Below are 23,589 nucleotides of genomic sequence, written 5' to 3' on the forward strand. Positions count from 1 at the left end.
CGCCCGCGCCGCGCATCCGGCGAGCGGCCGTCCGGGGTACGCCGACGGACGGGCCCCTCGCCGTACGGGCGAGCGGCCGGTCAGCCCGCGACGAACGTGTGCGCGGCCTTGTCGTGCCAGCACTGCCGCCACGGCTTGTCGAACAGGCACCACAGGACACCCAGCACGCCGACGGCGAGCAGACCGGGCACGCTGTAGACGAGCCAGCGGCGCAGGGCGGCGCCGAAGGACGGCGGTTCGTGGCCCTCGATGTCCCGCACCTCCAGGCCGAACAGCTTCTTGCCCAGCGTGCGGCCCCACCTGGCGGTCGGCAGTGCCTCGTAGACGATCCCGAAGACCAGCAGTACGGCGAGGACGATGCCGAGGTAGGCGGACGTCGTGCCGTCCAGCAGCCAGACGGTGACGGTTTCCCCGGTGAGCTTCGCCGCGTCGATCTTGCCGTTGACGTGCGCCACGGCCCGGGTGCCGAGGGGGACGGCGGCGGCGGAGGTCACGGCGGCGAGGACGAGGGTGTCGACGAGGCGCGCCGCCAGCCGCTTGCCGAGCCCCGCCGGACGGGCCGCCGCCTGCCGCCGCGCGGCGGCCTGGAAGACGTCGTCCACCGGCGGTTTCCAGGGAGCGACGGGCTGGTCCTCCCCGCCCGCCTCCGCCAGCCGGTGCACCTGCTGGGCCCAGGAGGGCTGCCCCCCACCGAGACCGGTGCTCATCGGGGCTCCGCCGGGCTGCGGGCCGGTGGACTGCGCGGGCAGGCCCGGGGCGGACGCCTGGGCGGGTCCCGGCGGGGCGGGGACGGGGGCCGCCTGGGCTGCCGCCGCCCGCTCGGCGGCGGCCTTGCCCGCCCCGAAGCCGGCCTTGGCGGGGGCGGGGGCGGACCCCGCGGAGGGCTGCGGGGCGGGGGCGACACCGCCGACGGCGGGGGCGGGAGCGTGCGGGGCCACACCGCCCACGGCCGGGGCGGGAGCGTGGGGGGCGAAGGCGGGTCCTCCGACACCTGCGGCGGATCCGGCTCCGGCACCGCCTCCCACCCCGGTCGCGGCTGCGGCGGGGCCCTGCGCGCCGAACGCGGTACCGGCACCGGCCGCTCCCTGCGGGCCGTAGCCCGCCGCGCCGGCGCCCGGAACAGCACCGCCCGACCCGCCGGCGCCCGACCCGCCCGCCGGGCCGAAGCCCGCCGCGCCGGCGCCCGGAGCAGCACCGCCCTCGGCCGGGTCACCGGCGGGTGTCGCCGGGGTGTCGGTGCGCGGGCGGAAGGTCATCGTCCCCGGGTCGGAGGTGTCGGCGGGGGCCGCGGCTCCGGCCGTCGGACGGCGGAAGACGAACGTGCCGTCGGGCGCCGGTTGCGCGGGCGGGATCGTCGCCGTCCCCTCCGTGCTCGCCGCGCGGCCGTCCGGCGGGGCCGCCGGGAGTCTCGGGTCCGCGCCCTGCGGGGCGCCCCAGGAGACCCTGCGGTCCTGGTCGCCGCCGAAGCCGGACTGATGGGAGCGGTCGGCGCCCCACGCCGGGGCGGGCTCGGACCGGTCGTCGAAGCGCTCGGCCGGGGCCGGGTCCTCGTCGAAGAAGTGCGGGCCGGTCTCCTCCACCGCGGGGACGGCCGCGGGCGCCGGGTCCGAGAGCGGCTCGCCGTCGGACGGCGCCGGTCGGCTGGTGCCCGGCACCCAGGAGGCGCCGTTCCAGTACCGGACGTATCCAGGGATGGACGGGTCCGGGTAATACCCTTCGCGGGGCCTGTCGTCGCCGGGGGCCGGGGTTGGGGCGCTCATGTCCGTCGTCCCGTATCTGCTCGGGGGTGGGATGGGGGCCTCCACATCTATCAGACGAGCGCAACCCCCACCGCAACTCCCGCCGGACCCGCCCCTTTCCGGGCAACCCCGTGCACGCCCTTCACACGTTCGGACCGGCCGGGACGAACCCGGTGAGAAATTTCTCCCGACCCGCGTAACGCTCGGGCCCCGCCCCGCTCTCCCCTGCGTACGGACCCTCCGTACACAACCGGCCCCGACCAGGAGCAAGAGGAGAACGGACATGCACCCCACCGTGGTGGAACGCGAACTGGAGCTGCGGCTCGTCCTGTCGCCGGAGCACGGCGTCCCGGTCCCGGCCCGGCTCGCCTACCGCAGCGACGACCCCTTCGCCGTGCACGTGACCTTCCACGTCACCTCCGAGCACCCCGTCACCTGGACGTTCGCCCGAGAGCTCCTGGTGGAGGGGGTGTTCCGGCCGTGCGGGCAGGGGGACGTGCGGGTGTGGCCGACGAAGGTGGACGGGCGCAGCGTCGTGCTGATGGGGCTGAGTTCACCCGACGGCGACGCCCTGCTCGAGGCGCCGGCCGCGCAGGTCTCGGCCTGGCTGGAGCGGACGCTGCGGGTGGTCGCCCCGGGCACCGAGGGCGAGCAGCTCGGCATCGACGACGCGCTGGCCGATCTGCTCCACCGTGAGAGGGGGGCGTGAGCCGCCGTCGGGGTGCCGGGACCGCGGGAGGGGCCGGGGTCAGAAGAGCTTGCCGGGGTTGAGGATGCCCAGCGGGTCGAAGGCCTGTTTGACGGCCCGCTGCATCTCCAGGTTGACCGGGCCGATCTCGCGCGCCAGCCACTCCTTCTTCAGCAGGCCCACGCCGTGCTCCCCGGTGATCGTGCCGCCGAGTTCCAGGCCGAGCGCCATGACCGCGTCGAAGGACTCGCGGGCCCGCCGGCACTCGTCGCGGTCCTGGGCGTCGAAGCAGACCGTCGGATGGGTGTTGCCGTCACCGGCGTGGGCGACGACGCCGATGGTGAGCCGGTACTTCTCGGCGATGCGCTCGACGCCCTCGATCATGTCGCCGAGCCGGGAGCGGGGCACGCACACGTCGTCGATCATCGTCGTGCCCTTGACGGCGTCCAGGGCGACGAGCGACGACCGGCGGGCCTGCAGCAACAGCTCGGACTCGGCCGCGTCCTCCGCCGGGACGACCTGGGTGGCGCCGGCGGCCTCGCACAGCGCGGCGACCGCGGCCAGGTCGGCGGCAGGATCCGGGGTGTCGAACGCGGCGAGCAGCAGCGCCTCGGTGGTCTCGGGCAGGCCCATGCGGGTCAGGGCGTTGACGGCCTTCACCGTCGTACGGTCCATGAGTTCGAGGAGGGACGGCACATGGCCGCCCTCCATGATCCGGCAGACGGCGTCGCAGGCGGCGGCGCCGGAGGCGAACTCCGCCGCCAGGACGAGCTGCGCGGGCGGCTGCGGCTTCAGCGCCAGGACCGCGCGGACGACGATGCCGAGCGAGCCCTCGGAGCCGACGAAGAGGCGGGTGAGGTCGTACCCGGCAACGCCCTTCGCGGTGCGGCGGCCGGTGGACATCAGCCTGCCGTCGGCGAGGACGACGTCCAGACCCAGGACGTACTCGGCGGTCACCCCGTACTTCACGCAGCACAGGCCGCCGGAGGCGGTGCCGATGTTGCCGCCGATCGTGCACATCTCCCAGCTGGAGGGGTCCGGCGGGTAGCACAGGCCGTGTTCGCCGACCGCGCGGGAGAGCGTCGCGTTGACGACGCCCGGTTCCACGACGGCGATGCGGTCGACCGGGTTGATCTCCAGGATGCGGTCCATCTTCGTCAGGGACAGCACGATGCAGCCGTCGGAGGCGTTGGCGGCGCCCGACAGGCCGGTGCGGGCGCCCTGCGGGACGACCGGGACGCGCAGCGCGGTCGCGACGCGCATGACGTGCCGGACGTCCTCGGCCGTGCGGGGCAGGACGACCACGGCGGGTGTGCCGGCCGGGCAGAAGCCGGCCATGTCGTGGGCGTAGGAGGCCGTGACGTCGGGGTCGGTGAGGATCACCTCGGCGGGCAGGCCGTCGCGCAGCCGGTCCACAAGGTTGCCGGTCACCTCGTCGCGCGGGGCTTCGATACGGCTCATGATCACAGCGTCGCACCCGGGGCCATCGGTGTGAACCCCGTCTGCGGCACCCGGCCCATACCGGCCCCCGGTCGTCGTGCTGACGCACAGTGAGCGCCATGGAGAGCGCCGTGGAGACCGAAGCCGCCCCCGAGCGACCGCTGCGGGAGGGGGACGCCCGCGCGCGGCTGCGCCGGCGGGTGCTCGTCGGTTCGCTGGCCGGCTGCCTGGTGCTGGGCGGGGTGCTGCTGTGCCTGCCCGGTGAGCCGGCCGGGCGGCGGGCGGCCGCGCCGGCCCCGGGGGCGCAGGCGCACGCGGCGGTCCGTTCGGGGGTGGCGGCCGCCCTGCCCGACCTGGCGGTGCTGATCGAGGCGAAGGAGGCGCGCGTACGGGAGCATCCGCGGGACGCGCGCTCCTGGGCGGTCCTCGGCGCGGCCTACCTCGAGCAGGGCCGGCGCACCGCCGACGCCGCCGGCCGCTACCCGAGGGCCGAGCGGGCGCTGCGCACCTCGCTGGAGGTCCGGCCGCGGGGCAACGCCCGGGCCCTGGACGGGCTGGCCGCGCTGGCCGTGGCGCGCCGGGACTTCCGGGCGGCGCGGACCTGGGCGGAGGCCGCGCGCGAGGCGGAGCCGAAGCGGTGGGCGACCTACCCGCAGCTGATCGACGCGTACACGGGTCTCGGCGACCTCAAGAGGGCCCGGGCCGCCCTGGACCGGCTGATGGAGCTGCGCACCGGGTCGGTGGTGCTGGCGCGGGCGGCGGCCGTCTATCGGGACCGGGGCTGGCGCGAGGACGCGGCGGCCCTGCTGGCCGACGCGGTGGCCGGGGCGTCCACGCCCGCCGAGCGGGCCGCGTGGCTGGAGCGGGCCGGGCAGCTGGCCTTCGAGCGCGGCGACCGCGAGGTGGCCCTGCGGCATTTCCAGGAGGCGGTGCGTCTCGACCCCGACCAGCGGGCCGCGCAGGCCGGGCAGGGGCGGGCGCTGGCGGCGCTCGGGCGGACGTCGGAGGCGGTGACCGTCTACCGGATGGCGCTCGCCCGGCAGCCGCTGCCGGGGTACGCGCTGGAGCTGGGCGAGCTGTACGAGTCGCTGGGGCTGACCCGGCCGGCGAGGGTGCAGTACGACCTGCTGCGGGAGCGGGTGCGGCGGGACGGGACCGGCGGGGTCGACGGTGCGCTGCTGCTGGGCCGCTTCGAGGCGGACCACGGGGATCCGCAGGCGGCGGTGCGGCGGCTGAGCACCGAGTGGCGGCGGCAGCCGGGCGTCGAGGTGGCCGACGCGCTGGGGTGGGTGCTGCACCGGGCGGGGCGGTCCCGGGAGGGGCTGCGGTACGCCGTGATCGCCACCGACAAGGAGCACGAGGGGACGGTGCGCAGTGCGCCGTTCGCCTACCACCGGGGGATGATCGAGCGGCAGCTGGGGCGGACCGGGCCGGCCCGGCGGTATCTGCGGGAGGCGCTGCGGATCAACCCGTACTTCTCGCCGCTGCACGCGCCGACGGCCCGCGCGGCGCTGGCGGCGCTGGGCGAGCCGTCGGTGGACGACGTCCCGGAGGAGCTGTCGTGAGGCGGCGTCGGTTCCGGGGTTCCTAGAGGTTGCCGCGCTTGGCCTGCTCGCGCTCGATCGCCTCGAACAGGGCCTTGAAGTTGCCCTTGCCGAAGCCCATGGAGCCGTGCCGTTCGATCAGCTCGAAGAAGACGGTCGGGCGGTCCTGGACCGGCTTGGTGAAGATCTGCAGCAGGTAGCCGTCCTCGTCGCGGTCGGCGAGGATCTTCAGCTCGCGCAGGGTCTCCAGGGGGACGCGGGTGTCGCCGACCCACTCGCCGAGGGTGTCGTAGTAGGAGTCGGGGGTGTCCAGGAACCGGACGCCGGCCGCGCGCATGGTGCGGACCGTCTGCACGATGTCGTTGGTGTTCAGCGCGATGTGCTGGACGCCCGCGCCGCCGTAGAACTCCAGGTACTCGTCGATCTGCGACTTCTTCTTGGCGACGGCGGGCTCGTTGATCGGGAACTTGACCTTGAGGGTGCCGTCCGCGACGACCTTCGACATCAGCGCGCTGTACTCGGTGGCGATGTCGTCGCCCACGAACTCCTTCATGTTCGTGAAGCCCATGACCTTGTTGTAGAACTCCACCCACTCGTTCATGCGGCCGAGTTCCACGTTGCCGACGCAGTGGTCGATCGCCTGGAAGGTGCGCTGGGCGGGCGGCTCGACCATGGGCTGCGCGGCCACGAACCCCGGCAGGTAGGGGCCGTCGTAGCCGGAGCGGTCGACGAGCGTGTGGCGGGTCTCGCCGTACGTGGCGATCGCGGCCAGCACCACCGTGCCGTGCTCGTCCTTCAGCTCGTACGGCTCGGCGACCGAGCGGGCGCCGTGCTCGATCGCGTAGGCGTACGCGGCGCGGGCGTCCGGGACCTCGACGGCGAGGTCGATCACGCCGTCGCCGTGCTCGGCCACGTGCCGGGCGAGGAAGTGGCCCCAGGTGGTGGACGGCTTGATCACCGAGGTGAACACGAAGCGGGCGGAGCCGTTCTCCAGCACGTAGCTCGCGGTCTCGCGGCTGCCGTTCTCCGGTCCGGAGTAGGCGACCAGCCGCATGCCGAAGGCGGTGGAGTAGTAGTGCGCCGCCTGCTTGGCGTTGCCCACGGCGAAGACGACCGCGTCCATTCCCTTGACCGGGAAGGGGTCGGCCTGCCGGGCGGTGTCGGGAGTGTGGTGTGTGGTCTGCGTCATGGACAAGAGCCTCACCCCGTCCCGCAAGGTGCGCAATAGTTGTCGCATCAGCTGAGCAGTCTGCTCAGTGGTACGGCGGTTTCGGCGGGCTTTCTGTACAGGCTGACCATCGGGGAGGCGGGCATGGCGATCGATCGTCTGGACGGCCGGATCATCGTGCTGCTGGCGCGGGAACCGCGCATCGGGGTGCTGGAGATGTCACGGCGGCTGGGCGTGGCCCGGGGCACCGTGCAGGCACGGCTGGACCGGCTTCAGTCGAACGGAGTCATCCGCGGATTCGGTCCCGAGGTGGATCCGGCGGCGCTCGGCTACCCCGTCACCGCCTTCGCCACGCTCCAGATCCGGCAGGGCCAAGGGGCCGACGTGCGGGCCCACTTGGCGACCGTGCCCGAGGTGCTGGAACTGCACACCACGACCGGCACCGGGGACATGATGTGCCGGCTGGTGGCCCGCTCCAATGCCGATCTCCAACGGGTCATCGACCGGGTCGTCGGTTTTGATGGCATCGTCCGGGCCTCCACCGCGATCGTGATGGAGAACCCCGTTCCCCTGCGGATCATCCCGCTGGTGGAGCAGGCGGCGGAGGACCGGGAGGGACCTGGCCACGACGTGGGGTGAGGCGTGTGAGCTTCTGGGAGTACCTGGCCGACCGTCACCAGCACCTGCTCACCGAAGCCTGCCAGCACGCCGGCACCGTCTTGCGGTGCCTGGTGGTGGCGACCGTCCTCGGGGTGTGCGTCGGGCTCGTCACCTACCGCAGCGAACGGGCGGGCGACCTCGCCGGCCTCGCCGCCTCCACGTTCCTGACCGTCCCGTCGTTGGCCGCGATCGGTCTGCTGATCCCGGTGGTGGGGCTGGGCGTGGCGCCCACGGTGATCGCGCTGACGCTGTACGGGCTGCTGCCGATCGTGCGGAACACGATCGTCGGGCTGCGGGGCGTCGACCCCGCCCTGGTGGACGCGGCGCGCGGCATCGGCATGTCGCGCAGGGCCCGGCTGTTGCGGGTCGAGCTGCCGCTGGCGTGGCCGCCGATCCTCACCGGCATCCGCGTCTCCACCCGGATGCTGATGGGCATCGCGGCCGTCGCCGCCTACGCCTTCGGGCCCGGCCTCGGCAACGAGATCTTCCGCGGCATCGCCTCGCCGGGCAGTGCGAACGCCCTCAACCAGGTGCTCGCGGGAACGCTCGGGATCATCGTGCTGGCCCTGCTGTTCGACGCCGCGTACGTCCTGATCGGACGGCTGACCATCCCCAGGGGGATCCGTGTCTGAGGCCCTCCGCGCCGAGTCCCACGGCGCCACGATCGAGCTGGAGAGCCTCACCAAGCGCTATCCGGGCGACCCGCGGCCGGCCGTGGAGGACGTCAGCCTGGAGGTCAGGGCGGGCGAGACGGTCGTCCTCGTCGGACCTTCGGGCTGCGGCAAGTCCACCACCCTGAAGATGATCAACCGGCTGATCGAGCCGAGCGCCGGCCGCATCCGCATCGACGGCGCGGACGTCACCGGCATCGACCCGGTGAAGCTGCGCCGCACGGTCGGCTACGCCGTCCAGTCCTGCGGGCTCTTCCCGCACATGACCGTCGCGCAGAACATCGCCCTGGTGCCGCAGATGATCGGCTGGTCCAGGACGCGGATCCGGGACCGGGTGGAGGAGATGCTCGACCTGGTCGGGCTGGACCCCGGCGAGTTCCACGGCCGGTATCCGCGCCAGCTCTCCGGCGGCCAGCAGCAACGCGTCGGCGTGGCCCGGGCGCTCGCCGCCGACCCGCCGGTGCTGTTGATGGACGAGCCGTTCGGCGCGGTCGACCCGGTCACCCGCGACCACCTCCAGGACGAGCTGATCCGGCTCCGGCGCGAGCCGCGCAGGACGATCGTGTTCGTCACCCACGACTTCGACGAGGCGATCAAGCTGGGCGACCGGATCGCCGTGCTGCGCGAGCGTTCGCGCATCGCCCAGTTCGACACCCCGGAGGCGATCCTCACCCGTCCGGCCGACGACTTCGTCTCCGGGTTGGTGGGCGCGGGAGCCGCGCTGAAGCGGCTGAACCTCACCCGGGTGCGGGACGTCGGCGTCACCGACTGTCCGACGGTGAGCGTCGACGACTCCCTCCAGCGCATCTTCGACCGGCTGCGCTCCAGCGGGACGAACGGGATCCTGCTGCTGGACGGGCGGTCCCGGCCCCACAGGTGGCTGCGGCGCGGAGACCTGGTGCGGGCCGGGGGCTCGCTGGCCCGAGCGGGCACGCCCGTGCACGACACGGTGACCCTCGACGCCACTCTGCGCGATGCGCTGGAAGCGGTCCTCGGCGACGACGCCGGGCGGGTCGCGGTCACCGGGCGGCGCGGCGAGTACACCGGGGTCCTCGACCTGGAGACGCTGGTGAACTCCGTGCACGAACTGCTGAAGGCCGACCGCGTGGAGGCGCTGGAGGCGCGGCGCGCACGGGAGAGGACCCGGGCCGCGCAGCCGCACGCCGATCGCGAGGGGCGGGGCGGGGAGGCGACGGCGTGAGCGTCCTCGCACTGGACGGACGGCCGGCCGAGGACGCGGAGGACGCACCCCCGGCCGCGCCGCCCGCTCCCCCGCGCCGCCGCATCGGCTGGCCGAAACTGACCCTCGTGCCCGCGTTCCTGGTCGCGCTGCTGCTCGCGACCCTGCTGTGGTTCCGGCAGGCGGACCTGGACACCGTCTCCGAGAGCGCGCTGGCCCACGGGCAGGTGTCCAAGGCCCTGTGGCAGCACGTCGAGCTGACGGTGATCCCGACCTTCTTCGTGCTGATCACCGCCGTCCCGCTGGGCGTCCTGCTGACCCGGCCGGCCCTCCGCAGGGCCACCCCCGTCGTGCTGACCCTGGCCGGCGCGGGCCGGGCCGCCCCCGCCATCGGTCTGCTCGCGCTGCTGGTGATCTGGCTGGGCACCGGCCGCGCGGCGGCCATGCTCGCCATCACCGCCTACGCCGTCCTGCCGGTGCTCTGCCACACCGTCGCGGGTCTGAGGGCGAACGACCCGACGCTGCTGGAGGCGGCCCGCGGGATCGGCATGTCCCCGCTCGGCGTGCTCACCCGCGTGGAACTGCCGCTGGCGGTCCCGCTCGTCCTGGCCGGTCTCCGCTCGGTGCTCGTCCTGAACGTCGGCACCGCCACCCTGGCGGCCTTCGGCGGGGGCGGCGGGCTCGGCGTGCTGATCACCGCCGGCATCACCGGCCGGCGTATGCCGGTGCTGGTGCTGGGCTCCGTCCTGACCGTGGCTCTGGCGCTGCTGGTCGACTGGCTGGCCTCGCTGGCCGAGGCGCTGCTGCGGCCGCGCGGACTGGAGGCGGGGCGGTGAGAAGGACGCCGCTGCGGTGCGCCGGTCGAGTTCGCCCACCGCGCGGACGGGCTTCCCGGCATGCGGAGCGCGACGGCATGCACCTGCCGGCGGGACGGATCACGCGCAGAGGGACACGTGAGGGGCTCGCCGTCAGCAGGAGGGCACGGTGCCCTTGCCGGTCCCCAGCGCGACCAGGGAGTCGACGGCGCCCTTGAGCGTGCCGACCGGGATCAGTCGCAGGCCCTTCGGCAGCTCGGACCGGGCGTCGGAGCACTCGTCCTTCGGCACCAGGAAGACGGTCGCGCCGTCCCGGCGGGCGGCCTGCGTCTTCAGGGCGACGCCGCCGACCGCGCCGACCCTGCCGGCCGCGTCGATGGTGCCCGTGCCGGCGATGCTGCGGCCGCCCGTGAGGTCGCCGCCGCTGCCGTCGCCGTGGAGCTTGTCGATGATCCCCAGCGAGAACAGCAGGCCCGCGCTGGGCCCACCGACGTCGGCGAGCCGCAGCGTCACGTTGATGCCGTCGTCGGTGCGGCCGAGGTAGGTCAGAGCGGCCACGGTCGCGGCGTCCTGGGACTTCTTCATCTGCTCGGTGTTGTGCCGCTCGATCTCCTCGGTGTCTTCGCCGCTCGGGTAGACCGAGTCCCGCGGCAGCACCGCCCGGTCGGTGCGGAACCAGCCGTCGACGACGTCGTCCAGCGAGACCGGGGTGTCCGGGCCGGTCGCCTCGATCGTCGTCATCCGCAGTTGTCCCGTGGTCGTGCGGGTGGGCGCACCGGAGATCGTGATGACGGGCGTGCCCTTGTTCTCCCCGAGGACGTTCGCGGTCATCCCGGGCTGCGCCACGGAGAACGGCAGCGGCGCCAGCCCGGCGGCGGCGAGCAGCGCCACGAACGGGACGGCGGAGAGGGCGAGCGCCTGGGGACGCGTGAGGCGAGAGAGCACGGGGTCAATCTAACGTGCGGGATGACGGCGCCCCGAAGCTGAGTGCGGCTACGGGCACGGAGCTGAGGAGCGGCCGCGGGCACGGGGAGACCGGCCACCGCCCCGAAGCCGAGGAGCGGCCGCGGGGACGGGGACCGGCCGCGCGGCTCCCCGTGCACGGGAGGTGCCGTTCTCCGCCGCCGGGAGGTGCCGGGTGGGCCGGGCTCGCGGATGCCCGCGCCCCTGAGGTGCCGGGTGGGGGGTCTCGCCGACCTCCACGGGCCCTCAGATGCCGGGTGGCCGGTGGCCGACCCCCGCGGGGCTCGCGGATCTCCGCGCCCCTGATATGCCAGGTGACCGGGCGCGCGAATCCGCCGCGCCCTGAGGTGCCGGGTGGGCCGGGCTCGCGGATGCCCGCGCCCCTGAGGTGCCGGGTGGAAGGTCTCGCCGATCTCCACGGGCCCTCAGATGCCGGGTGGCCGGTGGCCGACCCCCGCGGGGCTCGCGGATCTCCGCGCCCCTGATGTGCCAGGTGACCGGGCGCGCGAATCCGCCGCGCCCTGAGGTGCCGGGTGACCGGGCGCGCGAATCCGCCACGCCCCTGACGTGCCAGGTGACCCGGCGCGCGAATCCGCCGCGCCCTACGTGCCGGGTGGCCGCCGCGTCGTTCTCCGCGGGTCTCGCGCATGCCCGCCTCTGACGTGCTGCGCCGCAACCCCCTCGGGCCCGGTGTCAGCGCAGTGCTTCCGCGACCTCCCGCGCCGCGTCCACCACCCGCTGCCCCACCCTCTCCGGTACGGCGTCGGCCAGCATCACCACGCCCACGCTCCCCTCGACCCCGGTCACCCCGAGCAGCGGTGCCGCAGCCCCGCTCGCCCCCGCCTCCAGTTCGCCGTGCGTGAGCGTGTACCCCGGGTCCGCCAGCGACCGCTGCCGGGCCGCGAGGATCGCCTTGCCCGCCGCCCCCCGGTCCAGCGGGTGCCGGAACCCCGCCCGGTACGCCACGTGGTAGTCCGTCCAGGTCGGTTCGACGACGGCGACGGCCAGCGCCTCCGCCCCGTCCACCAGCGTCAGGTGCGCGGTCGCGCCGATGTCCTCGGCCAGCGACCGCAGCGCCGGCAGCGCGGCCTCCCGGACCAGCGGATGCACCTGGCGGCCGAGCCTGAGCACGCCCAGCCCGACACGGGCTCGCCCGCCCAGGTCACGGCGGACGAGGGCGTGCTGCTCCAGCGTGGCGAGCAACCGGTACACGACGGTCCGGTTCACTCCGAGTTTGTTGGACAGTTCGGTGACGGTCAGCCCATGGTCCGTGTCGGCCAGCAGCTTGAGGACCCGCAGTCCCCGGTCGAGCGTCTGGGAGGTCTCCGCGGTCACGACGCCCACTCCTTAGTGGTGAGGTCGGCGGCCTCCTGGCGGCGGATGCGTCACCGAGTCCCGTCAGTGACGCGCTTCAGAGGCCGCCGATCGGCAGAGGGGCCCGGCGTGTCCGGGCCCAGTCGCTTCACGGCTGCGCTCCGCGGCGGCGCTGCCACGGGGCGTGTGCGTAGCGGGACAGTAGCGAAGCAGGTTCGCTGAGCGGAAGGCTCCGTCCAGAATCCGGTCAGTGGCCGGGAGGGAGTACTTGCTTTTGTCCCGATACATACGGCGCACGACGCACCGGCCCGCCGCGGGCACGCCCCCGGGGGAGGAGCCCGCGGCCCGTCACTTCATGCGGGTGGCCCACTCCTGCACCTTGGCGATCCGCTGCCGCAGCTGTCCCGCCGTCGCCTCCGCGCTCGGCGGCCCCCCGCACACCCGCCGCAGCTCGGTGTGGATCACCCCGTGCGGCTTGCCGCTCTGGTGGACGTACGCGCCGACCATCGTGTTGAGCTGCCGGCGCAGCTCCATCATCTCCTTGTGCGAGACGACCGGCCGCCGTTCCGCGGGCAGCTCCAGCAGGTCGGCCTCGGCGTCCGGCTTCTTCTTGCTGTGCGCGATCTGCTTCGCCTGCCGCTTCTGCAACAGCAGCTGCACCTGCTCGGGCTCCAGCAGCCCCGGGATGCCGAGGTAGTCCTGCTCCTCCTCGCTGCCCGGGTGGGCCTGCATACCGAACTCGGCGCCGTTGTACATCACCCGGTCGAAGACGGCGTCGGACTCCAGCGCCTCGAAGGGCAGCATGTCCTGCTCGCCGGTGTCCTCGTCCTGCTCCCGGTTCGCCTCGTCCATCTCCTTCTCGGACTCGGCGTACGGGTCCTCCTCGCCCTCCTTCTTGGGCTTGTCGAGGACGTGGTCGCGCTCGCGCTCCATCTCGTTGGCGAAACCCAGCAGGTCGGGCACGGTCGGCAGGAACACCGAGGCGGTCTCGCCGCGCCGCCGGGACCGTACGAAACGCCCGACGGCCTGCGCGAAGAACAGCGGCGTGGAGATCGTCGTCGCGTACACCCCGACCGCGAGCCGGGGCACGTCGACGCCCTCGGACACCATGCGGACCGCGACCATCCAGCGGTCGGTGCTGTTGCTGAACTCGTCGATGCGGTTCGAGGCGCCGGCGTCGTCGGAGAGGACGAGCGTCGCCTTCGTCCCGGTGATCTCGCGGATCAGCTTGGCGTAGGCGCGCGCCGAGTCCTGGTCGGAGGCGATGACCAGCGCCCCCGCGTCCGGAATCGCCTTCCGGACCTCGGTGAGCCGCTGGTCGGCGGCGCGCAGCACGCTCGGCATCCACTCGCCGCGCGGGTCCAGCGCCGTGCGCCAGGCCTGGCTGATCGCGTCCTTGGTCATCGGCTCGCCGAGCCGGGCGGCGATCTCGTCGCCGGCCTTGGTCCGCCAGCGCATGTTGCCGCTGTAGGAGAGGAAGATGACGGGCCGGACGACGTGGTCGGCCAGCGCGTTGCCGTACCCGTAGGTGTAGTCGGCGGCGGACCGCCGGATCCCGTCGTTCCCCTCCTCGTACGTCACGAAGGGGATCGGGTTGGTGTCGGACCGGAACGGCGTACCGGTGAGCGCCAGCCGCCGGGTCGCCGGCTCGAACGCCTCCAGGCAGGCCTCGCCCCACGACTTGGAGTCACCGGCGTGGTGGATCTCGTCGAGAATGACGAGCGTCTTGCGCTGCTCGCTGCGGTTGCGGTGCAGCATCGGCCGCACGCCGACGCCCGCGTACGTCACGGCGACACCGTGGTAGTCCTTGCTGAGCGGGCCCGCGCTGTACTCGGGGTCCAGCCGGATCCCTATCCGGGCCGCCGCCTCCGCCCACTGTTTCTTCAGGTGCTCGGTCGGCGCGACCACGGTCACCTGCTGTACGACGTGGTGGTGCAGCAGCCAGGAGGCGAGCGTCAGCGCGAAGGTCGTCTTGCCGGCGCCGGGCGTGGCGACGGCGAGGAAGTCACGCGGCTGCTCCTGGATGTACTTCTCCATCGCCCCCTGCTGCCAGGCGCGCAGCTTGCTGGCGGTGCCCCACGGCGCACGGCCGGGGAAGGCGGGAGACAGATGGTGCGAGGACGAAGCGGCGGTAGTAGTCACGGTCTCCGGTTCGGGGGTCGGGCGGCTCGGGTCACGGCTACGTATGACAACCGGGCCACCCTACCGGCGGCGCGGACCCGCGAACGCGCGGACGAGGCCGGGTCGGCGGCGGGTGGGACCGAGGTCACAGCCGGGCGCGGCCGCCCGGCTGTCACGGAGCCGGGGAACCGGGCACGACACCCGGCTCGGCGCCGCCCGGTGCGCGGGTCACCGCTCGCGCAGCCGGGTCGTCACCCACGCCCCCACCAGCGCCACCCCCGCCATCGGCAGGAAGACGGCGGCGAATGCGGCCGGATGCGAGCCGGAGGCCTCCGTCGCCGCGTGTGTCACGGTGCCGCCGCCCAGGGTGGCGAAGGCCGCGCCGCCCGCCGCCAGCAGCAGGACGTTGGACAGCGCGTCGGAGATCTGGAGGGCTGCGGAGTTCGTGCCGGCCTCCCGCGGGGCGGACAGCTGGAGCAGCAGCACACTGCTGGAGGAGATCACCAGCCCCATACCGAAACACCCGAAGGCCCAGGCGACGGCCACCGTCCAGACGGGCACGGAGTCGATCAGCACGCTGGGCGCGAGGGCGATCGCGGCCGCCACCAGCACCATCCCGGCGGTCATCAGCCGCTCCCGGTGCGGCTCCACACGCGGCCGGGACTGCACCCAGGACCCCAGCGCCCAGGTGAGTCCACCGGCGGCGAGCGAGAACCCGGCGAGCGTCGGGCTCAGGCCCCGCTGCGTGACGAGCATCAGCGGCACGAAGGACTCGGCGGCGATGAAGGAGCCCGCGGCGACCCCGCGCAACAGCACGACCGACGGCAGTCCCCGCGCCGCCCGGTAGGTGCCGCGCGGCAGCAGCCCGAGCACGGCCGGCACGAGCAGCGCGACCCCCGCGGCGGCGGGCAGCAGCGACAGCGGGCGCAGGTCCTGGGCGCCGTACTGGAGCAGCCCGGCGCCCAGGGAGATCGCGAGGGCGAGCCGGATGCGGCGCCGGTCGAAGGAGGCGGCCCCCGCGCCGGTGTCCACCGGCCCGCCCGCCCGCCGCCGGATCTGCGGCAGCGCGAGCGCCAACGGCAGCACGACCAGCACCGGGATGCCGACGAACACCCACCGCCACCCCAGGTGCTCGGTCACCGCGCCCGAGGCGAGCGGCCCGACGACGGACGGCACGACCCAGCTCGCCGCGAACGCCGCCATGATCGCCGGCCGCAGCCGCTCCGGGTACGCCCGACCGACCACGACGTACAGGGCGACGATGACGAGTCCTCCGCCGAGCCCCTGCACGGCCCGCCCGAGGATGAACAGCCACATCGTCCCGGCGGTCCCGGACAGCAGCAGCCCGGCGGCGAACGCGGCCATCCCGCAGCTCAGCGCCCCGAGCGGGCCGCGCCGGTCCGACCACTGGCCGGCCAGCACCATGCCGAACAGGCTGGTCGTGAAGTACCCGGAGAACGCGAAGGCGTACAGCCCCACCCCGTCCAGTTCCCGAGCCGCCACCGGCATCGCCGTCCCGACGGCGGTCGCCTCGAAGGCGATCAGCAGCACGACGGAGACGATCCCGATGCTCAGTGCCCTGTAGGTCCGCCCGAGGACGGTCTCGTCGGAGGGCTGAGTGATCTTCCCGGAGAGGTCCGCGACACCGGTGTCGCGCGGTTCGAGAGCGGCCATGCCCGCCAGAGTAAGGCCCACAGGGGACTTTGACCCCTGTCGGAGGACGGCCTCCGGCCTGGTCCCTTGGTCGTAGGCCCCCGTTCGTGAACGGCGTATGGCAGTCCCGTTGCACCCCGCCCGCCACCCTTGAGCCCCACTCCCCCGGCGCCCTACGGTCGACTCACCAGGTTCGGACCGGTCGAACAGCCCGGAACGACCCAACACGGCCGTGTGCCCGAGTGGTTGAGGGACTCGCCTGCAAAGCGAGTAACGCGGGTTCGATTCCCGCCACGGCCTCTACCTGGCGCGACCGGGCGGAACGAGGAGGGCGGCACCCCTGGAAGGGCGCCGCCCTTCCGCCTGTCCGTCTCAGTTCCCGTCTCAGTTCGCCGGTACGAGCTGGATGACCGGGTGTTGCTTGGCCGCCGTCTGCCGCAACTCGGGATCCGTCAGCCGCTGCCAGAAGATCGGCGGGGCGCGGTCCTCGAGCTCGCGCAGGGATTTGCCCAGGGGCGAAGTCTCACTCTCCACAAGATCGGTACCGGGGTTGCTGGTTCAGCCCGGGCCCAGCCTGCGGTTACGGGGCGACAGCTCGAGGACCCCGAGGCGGCGAACGGCGGCACGTGTCAGGGCGGAGACAACGGGGATCCGTTGGACGGGAACCCGCACCCCGTCACGGGGCGGCCGGCTCGCAGGTGGTCGTGGAGGAAGCGAGCCGGGCCGTGAGCGTCGCCTACGCGTACAACCCGCCCCCGGCCTCGTCCTCGAACACCCCCGGCCAGTACCGCCATCCGTCGTCGCCGGGGAGGGTCGGGGTCGGGTCGCAGGACAGGGGGTCGAGGGCGGCGAGGGTGCGGGTCATGGTGGCGGCCAACTGGTCGTAGGCCTCGGTGAGGTCGTGGTCGGCGTCCAGGGATCTGGCGTGGTGGATCAGCCAGAGGGTGACGGCGAGGGTGGAGATGTCGGCGTTCAGGGGGCGCAGTCCCGCCTCCTCCTCGCTCCAGGTCAGGACCGCGCCGGTCGTGCCGTCGACGACCAGGCTCGTGTTCTCCACGAGGTGGCCGAGGCGGATCAGGACGGCCGCGTCGGCGGGGAGTCCGGCGTCCGGGTCGTCCGCGCGGTGCTCGACGAGGGTCGGCAGTGGGGCGTCCGTGTCGAGGGAGAACCAGACGCACTCCTCCGGCAGGCCCACCTCGCGCAGGAAGCGGCGGGTCGGCTCGTGGGTGAGGGCGATGGGGAAGTCGACGTCCTCGAAGCGGACGATGCCGCGGGGCCCGAACTCGTCGTCCAGGAGGCGCGGCGGGAGGTCGAGGGCCAGCCCGGAGCGGGTACCGGGGCCCGCGATCAGGGCGAGGGGGCGGACGACCGCGGCCAGCCGCCAGAACGGCGGCACCGCGCCGTCCGCGCCCGCCTCGTACAACGCCAGCAACTGCGCCGTCGCGTCCGCGACCGCCTCGGGGCCGTAACGGCCGACGTAGGCCGCGAACTGGCCGCGCAGGGCCGCCAGTTCGTCGGCCGCCGTGGCGAAGCTCAGCAGCGTCTGGAGGGAGGGCGCCAGGGGGCGGCGGTCCATCAGGTCGGGGCGGTCGTGGAAGAAGCACGTCGTGGTGATCTCGCCCGTGGCGCCGTCGAGCAGCACCGACTCCGTCTCCGGACCCTCGACGCCGGTCAGCCCGCCGATGACGAGCTGGTCGCGCAGGTCCGACGGGAGACGGTTCTCGGGGTCGCCGGTGGAGTCCGCGACCGTGCGCAGACCGGCCACGCGCAGGGCGTCGAACGTCAGCAGCCCGCCGACGCCCGGCAGTCCGGGACCGGTCAGCCAGCGGCGCGTGGGCGGGTGCGTGACGTACGGATCCAGCTCGGCCTCGGTGAAGGTGATCACCGGTGTGCCGGCGGCGGTCCCGGTCGTGCCCATTGGTTCCCCCGTGCGTGAAGTGTGCCGTCCCGGCCGCGGCCCGCGCCCGCCGCCGTCCCACTTCCCCGAACACTACGCGGCACCACTGACAACGGGCCCTCACCCGGGTAGACGTCGGACGACGCGTGCGCGTTGCCTTCCGGCCAGGATCACCTCGGCCGTCTCCTCCACCGTCGACCCCGTCGTGTCCAGCCACGGTCCGAGGCGCGGGGTGCGGATGCGCGACTCCGTGTCCAGGGCGGCGACCATCCACCCGGCGCTGTAGCCCGTCTTCGCCCGGGCGGTCTCCCGCGCGGCTGCGGTCTTCGCGGACGGGGCCGGCACCACCACGGACAGGGGGCGGGTGCAGACCGTCCTCACGTACTCCGTCAGGGGCGCGCCCAGGACGACGTCCTGCACGATCGCTGTGAAGCCCGCCGCCGTCGCCGCCGACAGCCGGTACCGCAGGCGGAGCTGCTCCTCCGTCTCGTCAGCGGCGCCGGGGAGGTACTCCCGCCGTCCCGAGACGATCATCCGGTGGAAGACGTCGCCCCGCACGTGTGCGGCCCTCGGCAGTCTCTCCGCCAAGGCCTGCGCCACCGTCGACCCGCCCGACGCCATCACGCCCGTGACGAGCACGACGCCGTTCACGACAGGTACACGCCGCCCAGCACCACCACGACCGCCGCGGCCAGGAACAGCAGGATCCACAGCAGCACCTTGCCCACGCTCGGCGGGGGCTCGTACCGCCGTGGTTCCTGCTGCGGCGCGCTCACTGGCCCGTCACCACCGCCGCCTGCGGCCTTATCGGCAGCCGGTTCACCGGGCGGCCGGTCGCGGCGCGGACGGCGGAGGCGATCGCCGCCGGGGAGGTCACGACCGGCACCGCGCTGACCGCCTTCGCGCCGAAGGGCGCGACCACGTCCCGCTCCTCGACCAGCTTGACGATCCGGATGTCGGGGGCGTCCAGCGCGGTGGGCAGGGCGTAGCCGGTGAGGTCGGGGTGGCGGAGCAGGCCGCGCGGGGTGCGGAGGTTCTCGGTGAGGGCGATGCCCACGCCCTGGGTGACGCCCGCCTCGATCCGGGCGGCCAGCTGCGCCGGGTTGAGGACGCGGCCCACGTCCTGGGCCACCGCCAGCTCCACCACCCGCACCGAGCCCAGCTCGATGTCGACGTCGACGACCGCGCGGATCGCGCAGAAGGCCAGGCCCACGAAGGCGTCGCCCTGGCCGGAGGCGTCCAGCGGCTCGGTGGGGTGCGGGCGGCACTGCGCCGTCGCCCACAGCTCCTTGCCGATGAGTTCCTCGGCGACAGTGGTCGACAGGACGCCGTCGTACGAGGTGATTTTGCCGTCGGTGATCTGGAGCAGTTCGGTGGACATGCCGAACTTGTGGGCCAGGGGCTGCAGCAGCTGGGTGCGGACCATCTTCGCCGCGCGTTCCACCGCGCCGCCCGAGACCCAGGTGTGGCGGCCGCGGCAGCCGGCGCCGGCGGGCGGCTGGTCGGTGTCGACGGGCGCGACGTGCACCTCGTCGACACCGAGGGTCTCCTGGACGATCTGGCGGGCCAGGGTCGTGAACCCCTGCCCGGTCTCGACGGCCGCGCACAGGACCGTCGCGACGCCGTCCTGGACCTTGACGGTGGCCGTGGACACCTCGTCGGCGCCCTCCGCGCCGAGCATGTGCACCATGCCCAGGCCGTAGCCCACGCCCCGGCGCACCGCGCCCGGCTCGCCCGCGCCCTCGGGGCCGCCCGGCAGCAGCCAGTCCTCCTCCGGGCCGTCCTTCGGCAGCGGCGGCAGCGGGAACTCCTGGACCGCCTGGAGGAGTTCGGCGACCGGCGCCGGGCAGGTCACCGTCTGGCCGGTGGGCAGCACGTCCCCGGTGGCCATCGCGTTGCGCAGGCGCAGCTCCGCCGGGTCGACGCCCAGTTTCTTCGCCAGCTTGTCCATCTGCGCCTCGTACGCGGCGCACACCTGCATCGCGCCCTCGCCGCGGACATGACCGGAGGGCGGGTTGTTGGTGCGGACGGCCCAGCCCTCGATGAAGGCGTTCGGGACGACGTAGGGGCCGCAGGCGAAGGAGACGGCGGCGGCGAGGGCTTCGGCGGAGGTGTCGGCGTAGGCGCCGGCGTCCAGCAGGATCTGTGCCTCGACCTTGACCAGCCGGCCCTCGGCGTCGGCGTGGTGGCGGTATCTGAGCAGCGTGGGGTGGCGGTGGACGTGGCCGAGGAAGGACTCCTCGCGGGTCGCCGTGAGCTTCACCGGGCAGCCGGTCCTCAGCGCCAGCAGGCCGAGCGGGAGCTGGAAACCCTGGTCCTCGCGGTCGGCGGTGGCGCCGGGCACCCCGGTGACGACGATCTTCACCCGTTCGGGTGACAGGCCGTAGCAGGCGGCGGCGGTGTCGCGGTCGGTGTGCGGGTCGGTGGAGGCCAGGTACAGCTCCACGCCGCCGTCCGGGCGCGGTACGGCGAGGCCGGCCTCGGCGCCGATCGGCGCCGGGTCGGCCCGCCCGATGCGGTACTGGCCCTCGACGACGACCTCGCCGGACGCCCCGGGGTCGCCGTGGTGCAGCGGGATGTGCCGGATCAGGTTGCCCTCGGGGTGCAGCGGCTCCGCCTCGAAGGCCAGCTCCGGGTCGACGACCGGGTCGAGCACCTCGTACTCGACGATGACGGCCGCGGCGGCCATCCGCGCGGTGTCCGGGTGGTCGGCGGCGACGGCCGCGATGGGTTCGCCGTGGTGGCGTACGACCTCCGAGGCGAACACCGGGCGGTCGGCCCTGCCCCGTCCGTGCACGGGGGTTCCGGGCACGTCCTCGTGGGTGATGACGGCCCGGACGCCGGGCATCTCGCGCGCGTGGGAGGTGTCGATGGAGACGATGCGCGCGTGCGCGTGCGGGGAGCGCAGCACGGCCGCCCACAGCAGTCCCTCGGCCCACAGGTCGGCCGCGTACGGGAAGGTGCCCTCCGTCTTGGCGCGGACGTCGGCGGGCGGCAGGGAGGCGCCGAGGCCGTGCGGGATCGGCTCGGGGGCCGGGACGGCCTCCGCGGGGGTCGTCACGGTGGCTGCTTCGTTGCTCACGCCTGGCCTCCGTCCTGGGCCTGTCCGTACGCCTGGTCGTGCGGGTGCGGCTGTGCCGGGTTCTCGAACGCCGACGGGTTGACGCCTCCGGCGCCCGGGCCCGCCTGGTGCGGGATGCGGGCCTCGTCGCCGTCCGTCCCGGCGCCGCCGGCCGCGTGTGCCGCGCGCTCGGCGACGACGTCCTGGACGGCCTGCAGGACGCCCCGGTAGCCGGAGCAGCGGCACAGGTTGCCGCACAGCGCCTGGCGGGCCTCGAGTTCGGTGGGGGCGGGGTTGCCCTCCAGCAGGTCGTGCACGGTCATCGCCATGCCGGGCACGCAGAAGCCGCACTGCACGGCGCCGCACCCGGCGAGCGCCCGCTGCACGTCCGAGGGCTGTCCGTCGACGGCCAGGCCCTCGACCGTGCGGACCTCGCTGCCGGCGGTGGTGACGGCCGGGACCAGGCAGGAGGCGACGAGGCGCCCGTCGACCTGGACGTTGCAGGCACCGCACTCGCCCTGGGAGCAGCCGTCCTTGGCGCCGGCCAGTCCGAGCCGCTCGCGCAGGACGTACAGCAGGGACTCGCCGATCCAGGCGTCGGTGACGGGCCGGTCGGAGCCGTTGACGCGCAGGACGTAGGAGGCGAGGGGGTGTTCGTCGTGGAAGGGCGGGGCGGGCTCCCCGCTCCGCGGTGCGTCGCCCTCGGTCCCGGCGTCCACGCGCGTGGACGCCGCGGTGACGTCGTCGGACGCCGTGGCGTCGGCCTCCCGCGGCTCGGCGGGCTCCTCGTCGGTCCCGGCCGAGGCTTCGTCGGTCCCGGCCGACGGCCCGGCGGAGGGCGCGCCGGCGGACGGATCGGTCGCGGACGGATCGGCCGGGGGCCCATCGCCCGGCACGTGGACGGCGTCCACCGCGTCGGCGGCCTCGTGGACGGCCCGGACGGCCTCGTGGGCGGCCTCCGTGGCCTCCTGGGCGGCTTCCGCCGCCTCGTACACGGCCTCGGCGCCCCCAGGGCCCTCAGCGCCCTCGCCGGCGGGCGGGAGGGGCTCGTAGGCCCGGTCGGCGGGGGCGTGTCCGAAGAAGGACGGGTCGGATGCCCGTCCGGGCTCGCCGACGCCGGCCGCCGGACCGGCGGTGTCCCGCTGCTGTTCCCAGCCGTCGCCGGGCGGGTTCGCCGGGCCCGTCGCCCAGGGGGCGGCCGCGCCGCCCGGCAGGGTCGCCGGCGGGGTGCCGCCCCACTGCTCGACCAGGGCCGACGTCGTGAACTCGCCCGACTCGTCCGGGAGGTCACCGCCGGCGACGGGGATCGACCACTGGCCGGTCACGTCGTGGCCGGGGGCCGGCGCGGACTCCGGGGCGGTCTCCTCGAAGACCCACTGGCCGGTCGCGCCGGGGGTGTACGTGAACCGGTCGCCGCCCGAGGTCCCGTCGGCCGGAGCGGGCCACTCGGTGCCGCCGGCCGGTGCCGTCCACGCGCCGGGCGCCGACGGGTCGGCGGCGGGCGGCGTCGCCGTTATCTGCGGCGGCACGTACCCGTGGCCGGGCGCGGCCAGCGGGGTGTCGCCGGCCAGGAGGGCGTCGATGCCACCCTCGGGAAGCTTCACGAAGGCGGTGGCGCCGTCGTCGTAGTCGCCCTGGGGCAGCGGGTCCCAGCGGCCGCCGCCCTGGGGCGGGCCCTGCTCGTGCCGCCCCTGCTGGTCGTGCTGGTCGTGCTGTCCGTGCTGGTCGTCGGTCACGACAGCGCCCTCCCCAGTGCTCGTCGGGCCAGCGCGGCGACGGTGCGCCGCAGGTGCAGTACGGCGGGCGGAAGCGGTGGCACGGAACCGTCCTCGGCCGGGACCGGGTCGGGGATGCAGGCGGCGGCCACGTACTCGCCGAAGGCGTGCAGGGCCTCGGGGACGATCGTCCGGCTGTTGTCCCAGTCGATGAGCTGGGCGACCCACTGCTCGGCGTCCAGGGGCCTGAGCGGCATGGGCGCTATGGCACCGACGGCGCACCTGACGCCGCGTCGTGCGGGGTCGAGGACGAGGGCGACGGACGCGACGGACCGCCCGGGGCCGGTACGGCCGGTGGCCTTCAGGAAGACCTGCGGGGCGTGCAGCAGCGGCACGCGCACGTACCCGATGAGTTCGCCGCCGCGCAGCATCTCCATGCCGGCCAGCAGGTGCGAGACGGGGATCTCCCGGCGGGCTCCGCCCGGGCCCGCGATGATCAGCGTCGCCTCGAGGGCCGCCAGGACCGGCAGCGCGTCGCCGGTGGGGGCGGCCGAGGCGATGTTGCCGCCGAGGGTGCCCGCGTTGCGGATGTGCGGCGGTCCGGCGGCGCGGGCGGCGGCGGCGAGCGCGGGGATGAGGGCGGCGAAGTCGGGGCGGCCCATGCGCGCGTGCGTGAGTCCGGCGCCGAGCAGGGCGTGACCGTCCTGGTACTGCCAGCCGCGGATCTCGCTGATCCGACCGAGACCGACCAGGGCGGTGGGTCGCAGCTGCCCGGAGTTGACGGCGGCCATCAGGTCGGTGCCGCCGGCCACGGGCACGGCGGCGGGCACGGCCGCGAGGGCCGCCACCGCCTCGTCCAGCGTCGTGGGCAGCGTGACGGCCTGCGCCGCCTGCGGTGCGTGCGTGGTCAAAACCGGCTGCCCCTTCCCGCTGCCCCACCTGGTCCCACCTGTGTTGCCG

20 protein-coding genes and 1 tRNA gene are annotated in these 23,589 nt (G+C 74.4%); 7 read left to right on the forward strand and 14 right to left on the reverse strand.

All coding sequences use genetic code 11. The annotated features are described in order from the left end of the window. Window positions 1–80: 80 nt before the first annotated feature. Window positions 81–1,760, reverse strand: coding sequence for an RDD family protein (locus ACZ4YY_RS26705; protein ID WP_468295213.1), 1,680 nt, complete (start codon window positions 1,758–1,760; stop codon window positions 81–83). Between the two features lie 262 nt (window positions 1,761–2,022). On the opposite strand from ACZ4YY_RS26705, the gene ACZ4YY_RS26710 reads away from it, so the two are divergent. Continuing rightward, window positions 2,023–2,448, forward strand: a complete 426-nt coding sequence (locus ACZ4YY_RS26710) for an SsgA family sporulation/cell division regulator (protein WP_468295216.1) — start codon at window positions 2,023–2,025, stop codon at window positions 2,446–2,448. A 39-nt stretch (window positions 2,449–2,487) separates the two neighbouring features. Here ACZ4YY_RS26710 and ACZ4YY_RS26715 read toward each other — a convergent pair whose 3' ends face one another. Beyond that, window positions 2,488–3,894 (reverse strand): FAD-binding oxidoreductase, encoded by a 1,407-nt coding sequence (locus ACZ4YY_RS26715; RefSeq protein WP_468295221.1) that lies wholly within the window; start codon window positions 3,892–3,894, stop codon window positions 2,488–2,490. Window positions 3,895–3,986: 92 nt separating this feature from the next. Between ACZ4YY_RS26715 and ACZ4YY_RS26720 the strand changes: the two genes are divergently transcribed. Further along, window positions 3,987–5,432, forward strand: coding sequence for a tetratricopeptide repeat protein (locus ACZ4YY_RS26720; protein ID WP_468295227.1), 1,446 nt, complete (start codon window positions 3,987–3,989; stop codon window positions 5,430–5,432). Window positions 5,433–5,454: 22 nt separating this feature from the next. Here ACZ4YY_RS26720 and hppD read toward each other — a convergent pair whose 3' ends face one another. Next, window positions 5,455–6,600 (reverse strand): 4-hydroxyphenylpyruvate dioxygenase, encoded by a 1,146-nt coding sequence (gene hppD, locus ACZ4YY_RS26725; protein ID WP_468295229.1) that lies wholly within the window; start codon window positions 6,598–6,600, stop codon window positions 5,455–5,457. A 123-nt stretch (window positions 6,601–6,723) separates the two neighbouring features. Here hppD and ACZ4YY_RS26730 point away from each other — a divergent pair, with 123 nt between their 5' ends. Genes ACZ4YY_RS26730 through ACZ4YY_RS26745 form a run of 4 tightly spaced genes read left to right on the forward strand, consistent with a single transcriptional unit; the run spans window position 6,724 to window position 9,926 of the window. After that, window positions 6,724–7,218, forward strand: coding sequence for an Lrp/AsnC family transcriptional regulator (locus tag ACZ4YY_RS26730; protein WP_468295233.1), 495 nt, complete (start codon window positions 6,724–6,726; stop codon window positions 7,216–7,218). A 5-nt stretch (window positions 7,219–7,223) separates the two neighbouring features. Then, window positions 7,224–7,871: an ABC transporter permease gene (locus ACZ4YY_RS26735; protein ID WP_468295236.1), complete on the forward strand. Its 648-nt coding sequence runs from the start codon at window positions 7,224–7,226 to the stop codon at window positions 7,869–7,871. Continuing rightward, window positions 7,864–9,111: an ATP-binding cassette domain-containing protein gene (locus tag ACZ4YY_RS26740; protein ID WP_468295239.1), complete on the forward strand. Its 1,248-nt coding sequence runs from the start codon at window positions 7,864–7,866 to the stop codon at window positions 9,109–9,111. The genes ACZ4YY_RS26735 and ACZ4YY_RS26740 overlap by 8 nt, the downstream gene beginning before the upstream one ends. Further along, entirely contained in the window at window positions 9,108–9,926 is an 819-nt protein-coding gene (locus tag ACZ4YY_RS26745; protein WP_468295243.1) for an ABC transporter permease, read from the forward strand. The genes ACZ4YY_RS26740 and ACZ4YY_RS26745 overlap by 4 nt, the downstream gene beginning before the upstream one ends. A gap of 132 nt (window positions 9,927–10,058) precedes the next feature. On the opposite strand, the gene ACZ4YY_RS26750 is transcribed toward ACZ4YY_RS26745, so the two are convergent. From ACZ4YY_RS26750 to ACZ4YY_RS26765, 4 genes are all read right to left on the reverse strand, one after another. Then, window positions 10,059–10,850, reverse strand: coding sequence for a S16 family serine protease (locus ACZ4YY_RS26750; protein ID WP_468295246.1), 792 nt, complete (start codon window positions 10,848–10,850; stop codon window positions 10,059–10,061). 711 nt (window positions 10,851–11,561) lie between these two features. Continuing rightward, complete coding sequence (locus ACZ4YY_RS26755; protein ID WP_468295249.1) at window positions 11,562–12,203, reverse strand: IclR family transcriptional regulator; 642 nt, start codon at window positions 12,201–12,203, stop codon at window positions 11,562–11,564. A gap of 327 nt (window positions 12,204–12,530) precedes the next feature. Beyond that, a complete protein-coding gene (locus tag ACZ4YY_RS26760) occupies window positions 12,531–14,324 on the reverse strand; it encodes a DEAD/DEAH box helicase (RefSeq protein WP_468295253.1) in 1,794 nt (597 codons plus the stop codon). 207 nt (window positions 14,325–14,531) lie between these two features. Continuing rightward, window positions 14,532–15,977 (reverse strand): MFS transporter, encoded by a 1,446-nt coding sequence (locus tag ACZ4YY_RS26765; RefSeq protein WP_468295256.1) that lies wholly within the window; start codon window positions 15,975–15,977, stop codon window positions 14,532–14,534. 207 nt (window positions 15,978–16,184) lie between these two features. Here ACZ4YY_RS26765 and ACZ4YY_RS26770 point away from each other — a divergent pair. Next, window positions 16,185–16,256: transfer RNA gene (locus ACZ4YY_RS26770), tRNA-Cys, on the forward strand. Between the two features lie 84 nt (window positions 16,257–16,340). On the opposite strand, the gene ACZ4YY_RS26775 is transcribed toward ACZ4YY_RS26770, so the two are convergent. From ACZ4YY_RS26775 to ACZ4YY_RS26805, 7 genes are all read right to left on the reverse strand, one after another. After that, window positions 16,341–16,490 (reverse strand): hypothetical protein, encoded by a 150-nt coding sequence (locus ACZ4YY_RS26775; protein ID WP_468295258.1) that lies wholly within the window; start codon window positions 16,488–16,490, stop codon window positions 16,341–16,343. Between the two features lie 202 nt (window positions 16,491–16,692). Further along, the gene (locus ACZ4YY_RS26780; protein ID WP_468295261.1) at window positions 16,693–17,874 is read right to left on the reverse strand and encodes an SUKH-4 family immunity protein; all 1,182 of its coding nucleotides are present in this window, start codon (window positions 17,872–17,874) and stop codon (window positions 16,693–16,695) included. 99 nt (window positions 17,875–17,973) lie between these two features. Next, window positions 17,974–18,504 (reverse strand): AAA family ATPase, encoded by a 531-nt coding sequence (locus tag ACZ4YY_RS26785; RefSeq protein WP_468295266.1) that lies wholly within the window; start codon window positions 18,502–18,504, stop codon window positions 17,974–17,976. Further along, window positions 18,501–18,629, reverse strand: a complete 129-nt coding sequence (locus ACZ4YY_RS26790; RefSeq protein ID WP_468295270.1) for a hypothetical protein — start codon at window positions 18,627–18,629, stop codon at window positions 18,501–18,503. Before ACZ4YY_RS26790 ends, ACZ4YY_RS26785 begins: the two co-directional genes overlap by 4 nt. Then, window positions 18,626–20,935, reverse strand: a complete 2,310-nt coding sequence (locus ACZ4YY_RS26795; RefSeq protein ID WP_468295274.1) for a xanthine dehydrogenase family protein molybdopterin-binding subunit — start codon at window positions 20,933–20,935, stop codon at window positions 18,626–18,628. Before ACZ4YY_RS26795 ends, ACZ4YY_RS26790 begins: the two co-directional genes overlap by 4 nt. Continuing rightward, entirely contained in the window at window positions 20,932–22,650 is a 1,719-nt protein-coding gene (locus tag ACZ4YY_RS26800) for a (2Fe-2S)-binding protein (RefSeq protein WP_468295279.1), read from the reverse strand. The genes ACZ4YY_RS26795 and ACZ4YY_RS26800 overlap by 4 nt, the downstream gene beginning before the upstream one ends. Then, window positions 22,647–23,540, reverse strand: coding sequence for an FAD binding domain-containing protein (locus ACZ4YY_RS26805; protein ID WP_468295283.1), 894 nt, complete (start codon window positions 23,538–23,540; stop codon window positions 22,647–22,649). The genes ACZ4YY_RS26800 and ACZ4YY_RS26805 overlap by 4 nt, the downstream gene beginning before the upstream one ends. Window positions 23,541–23,589: the final 49 nt, after the last annotated feature.

Source organism: Streptomyces sp. NPDC030143 (assembly GCF_055573695.1).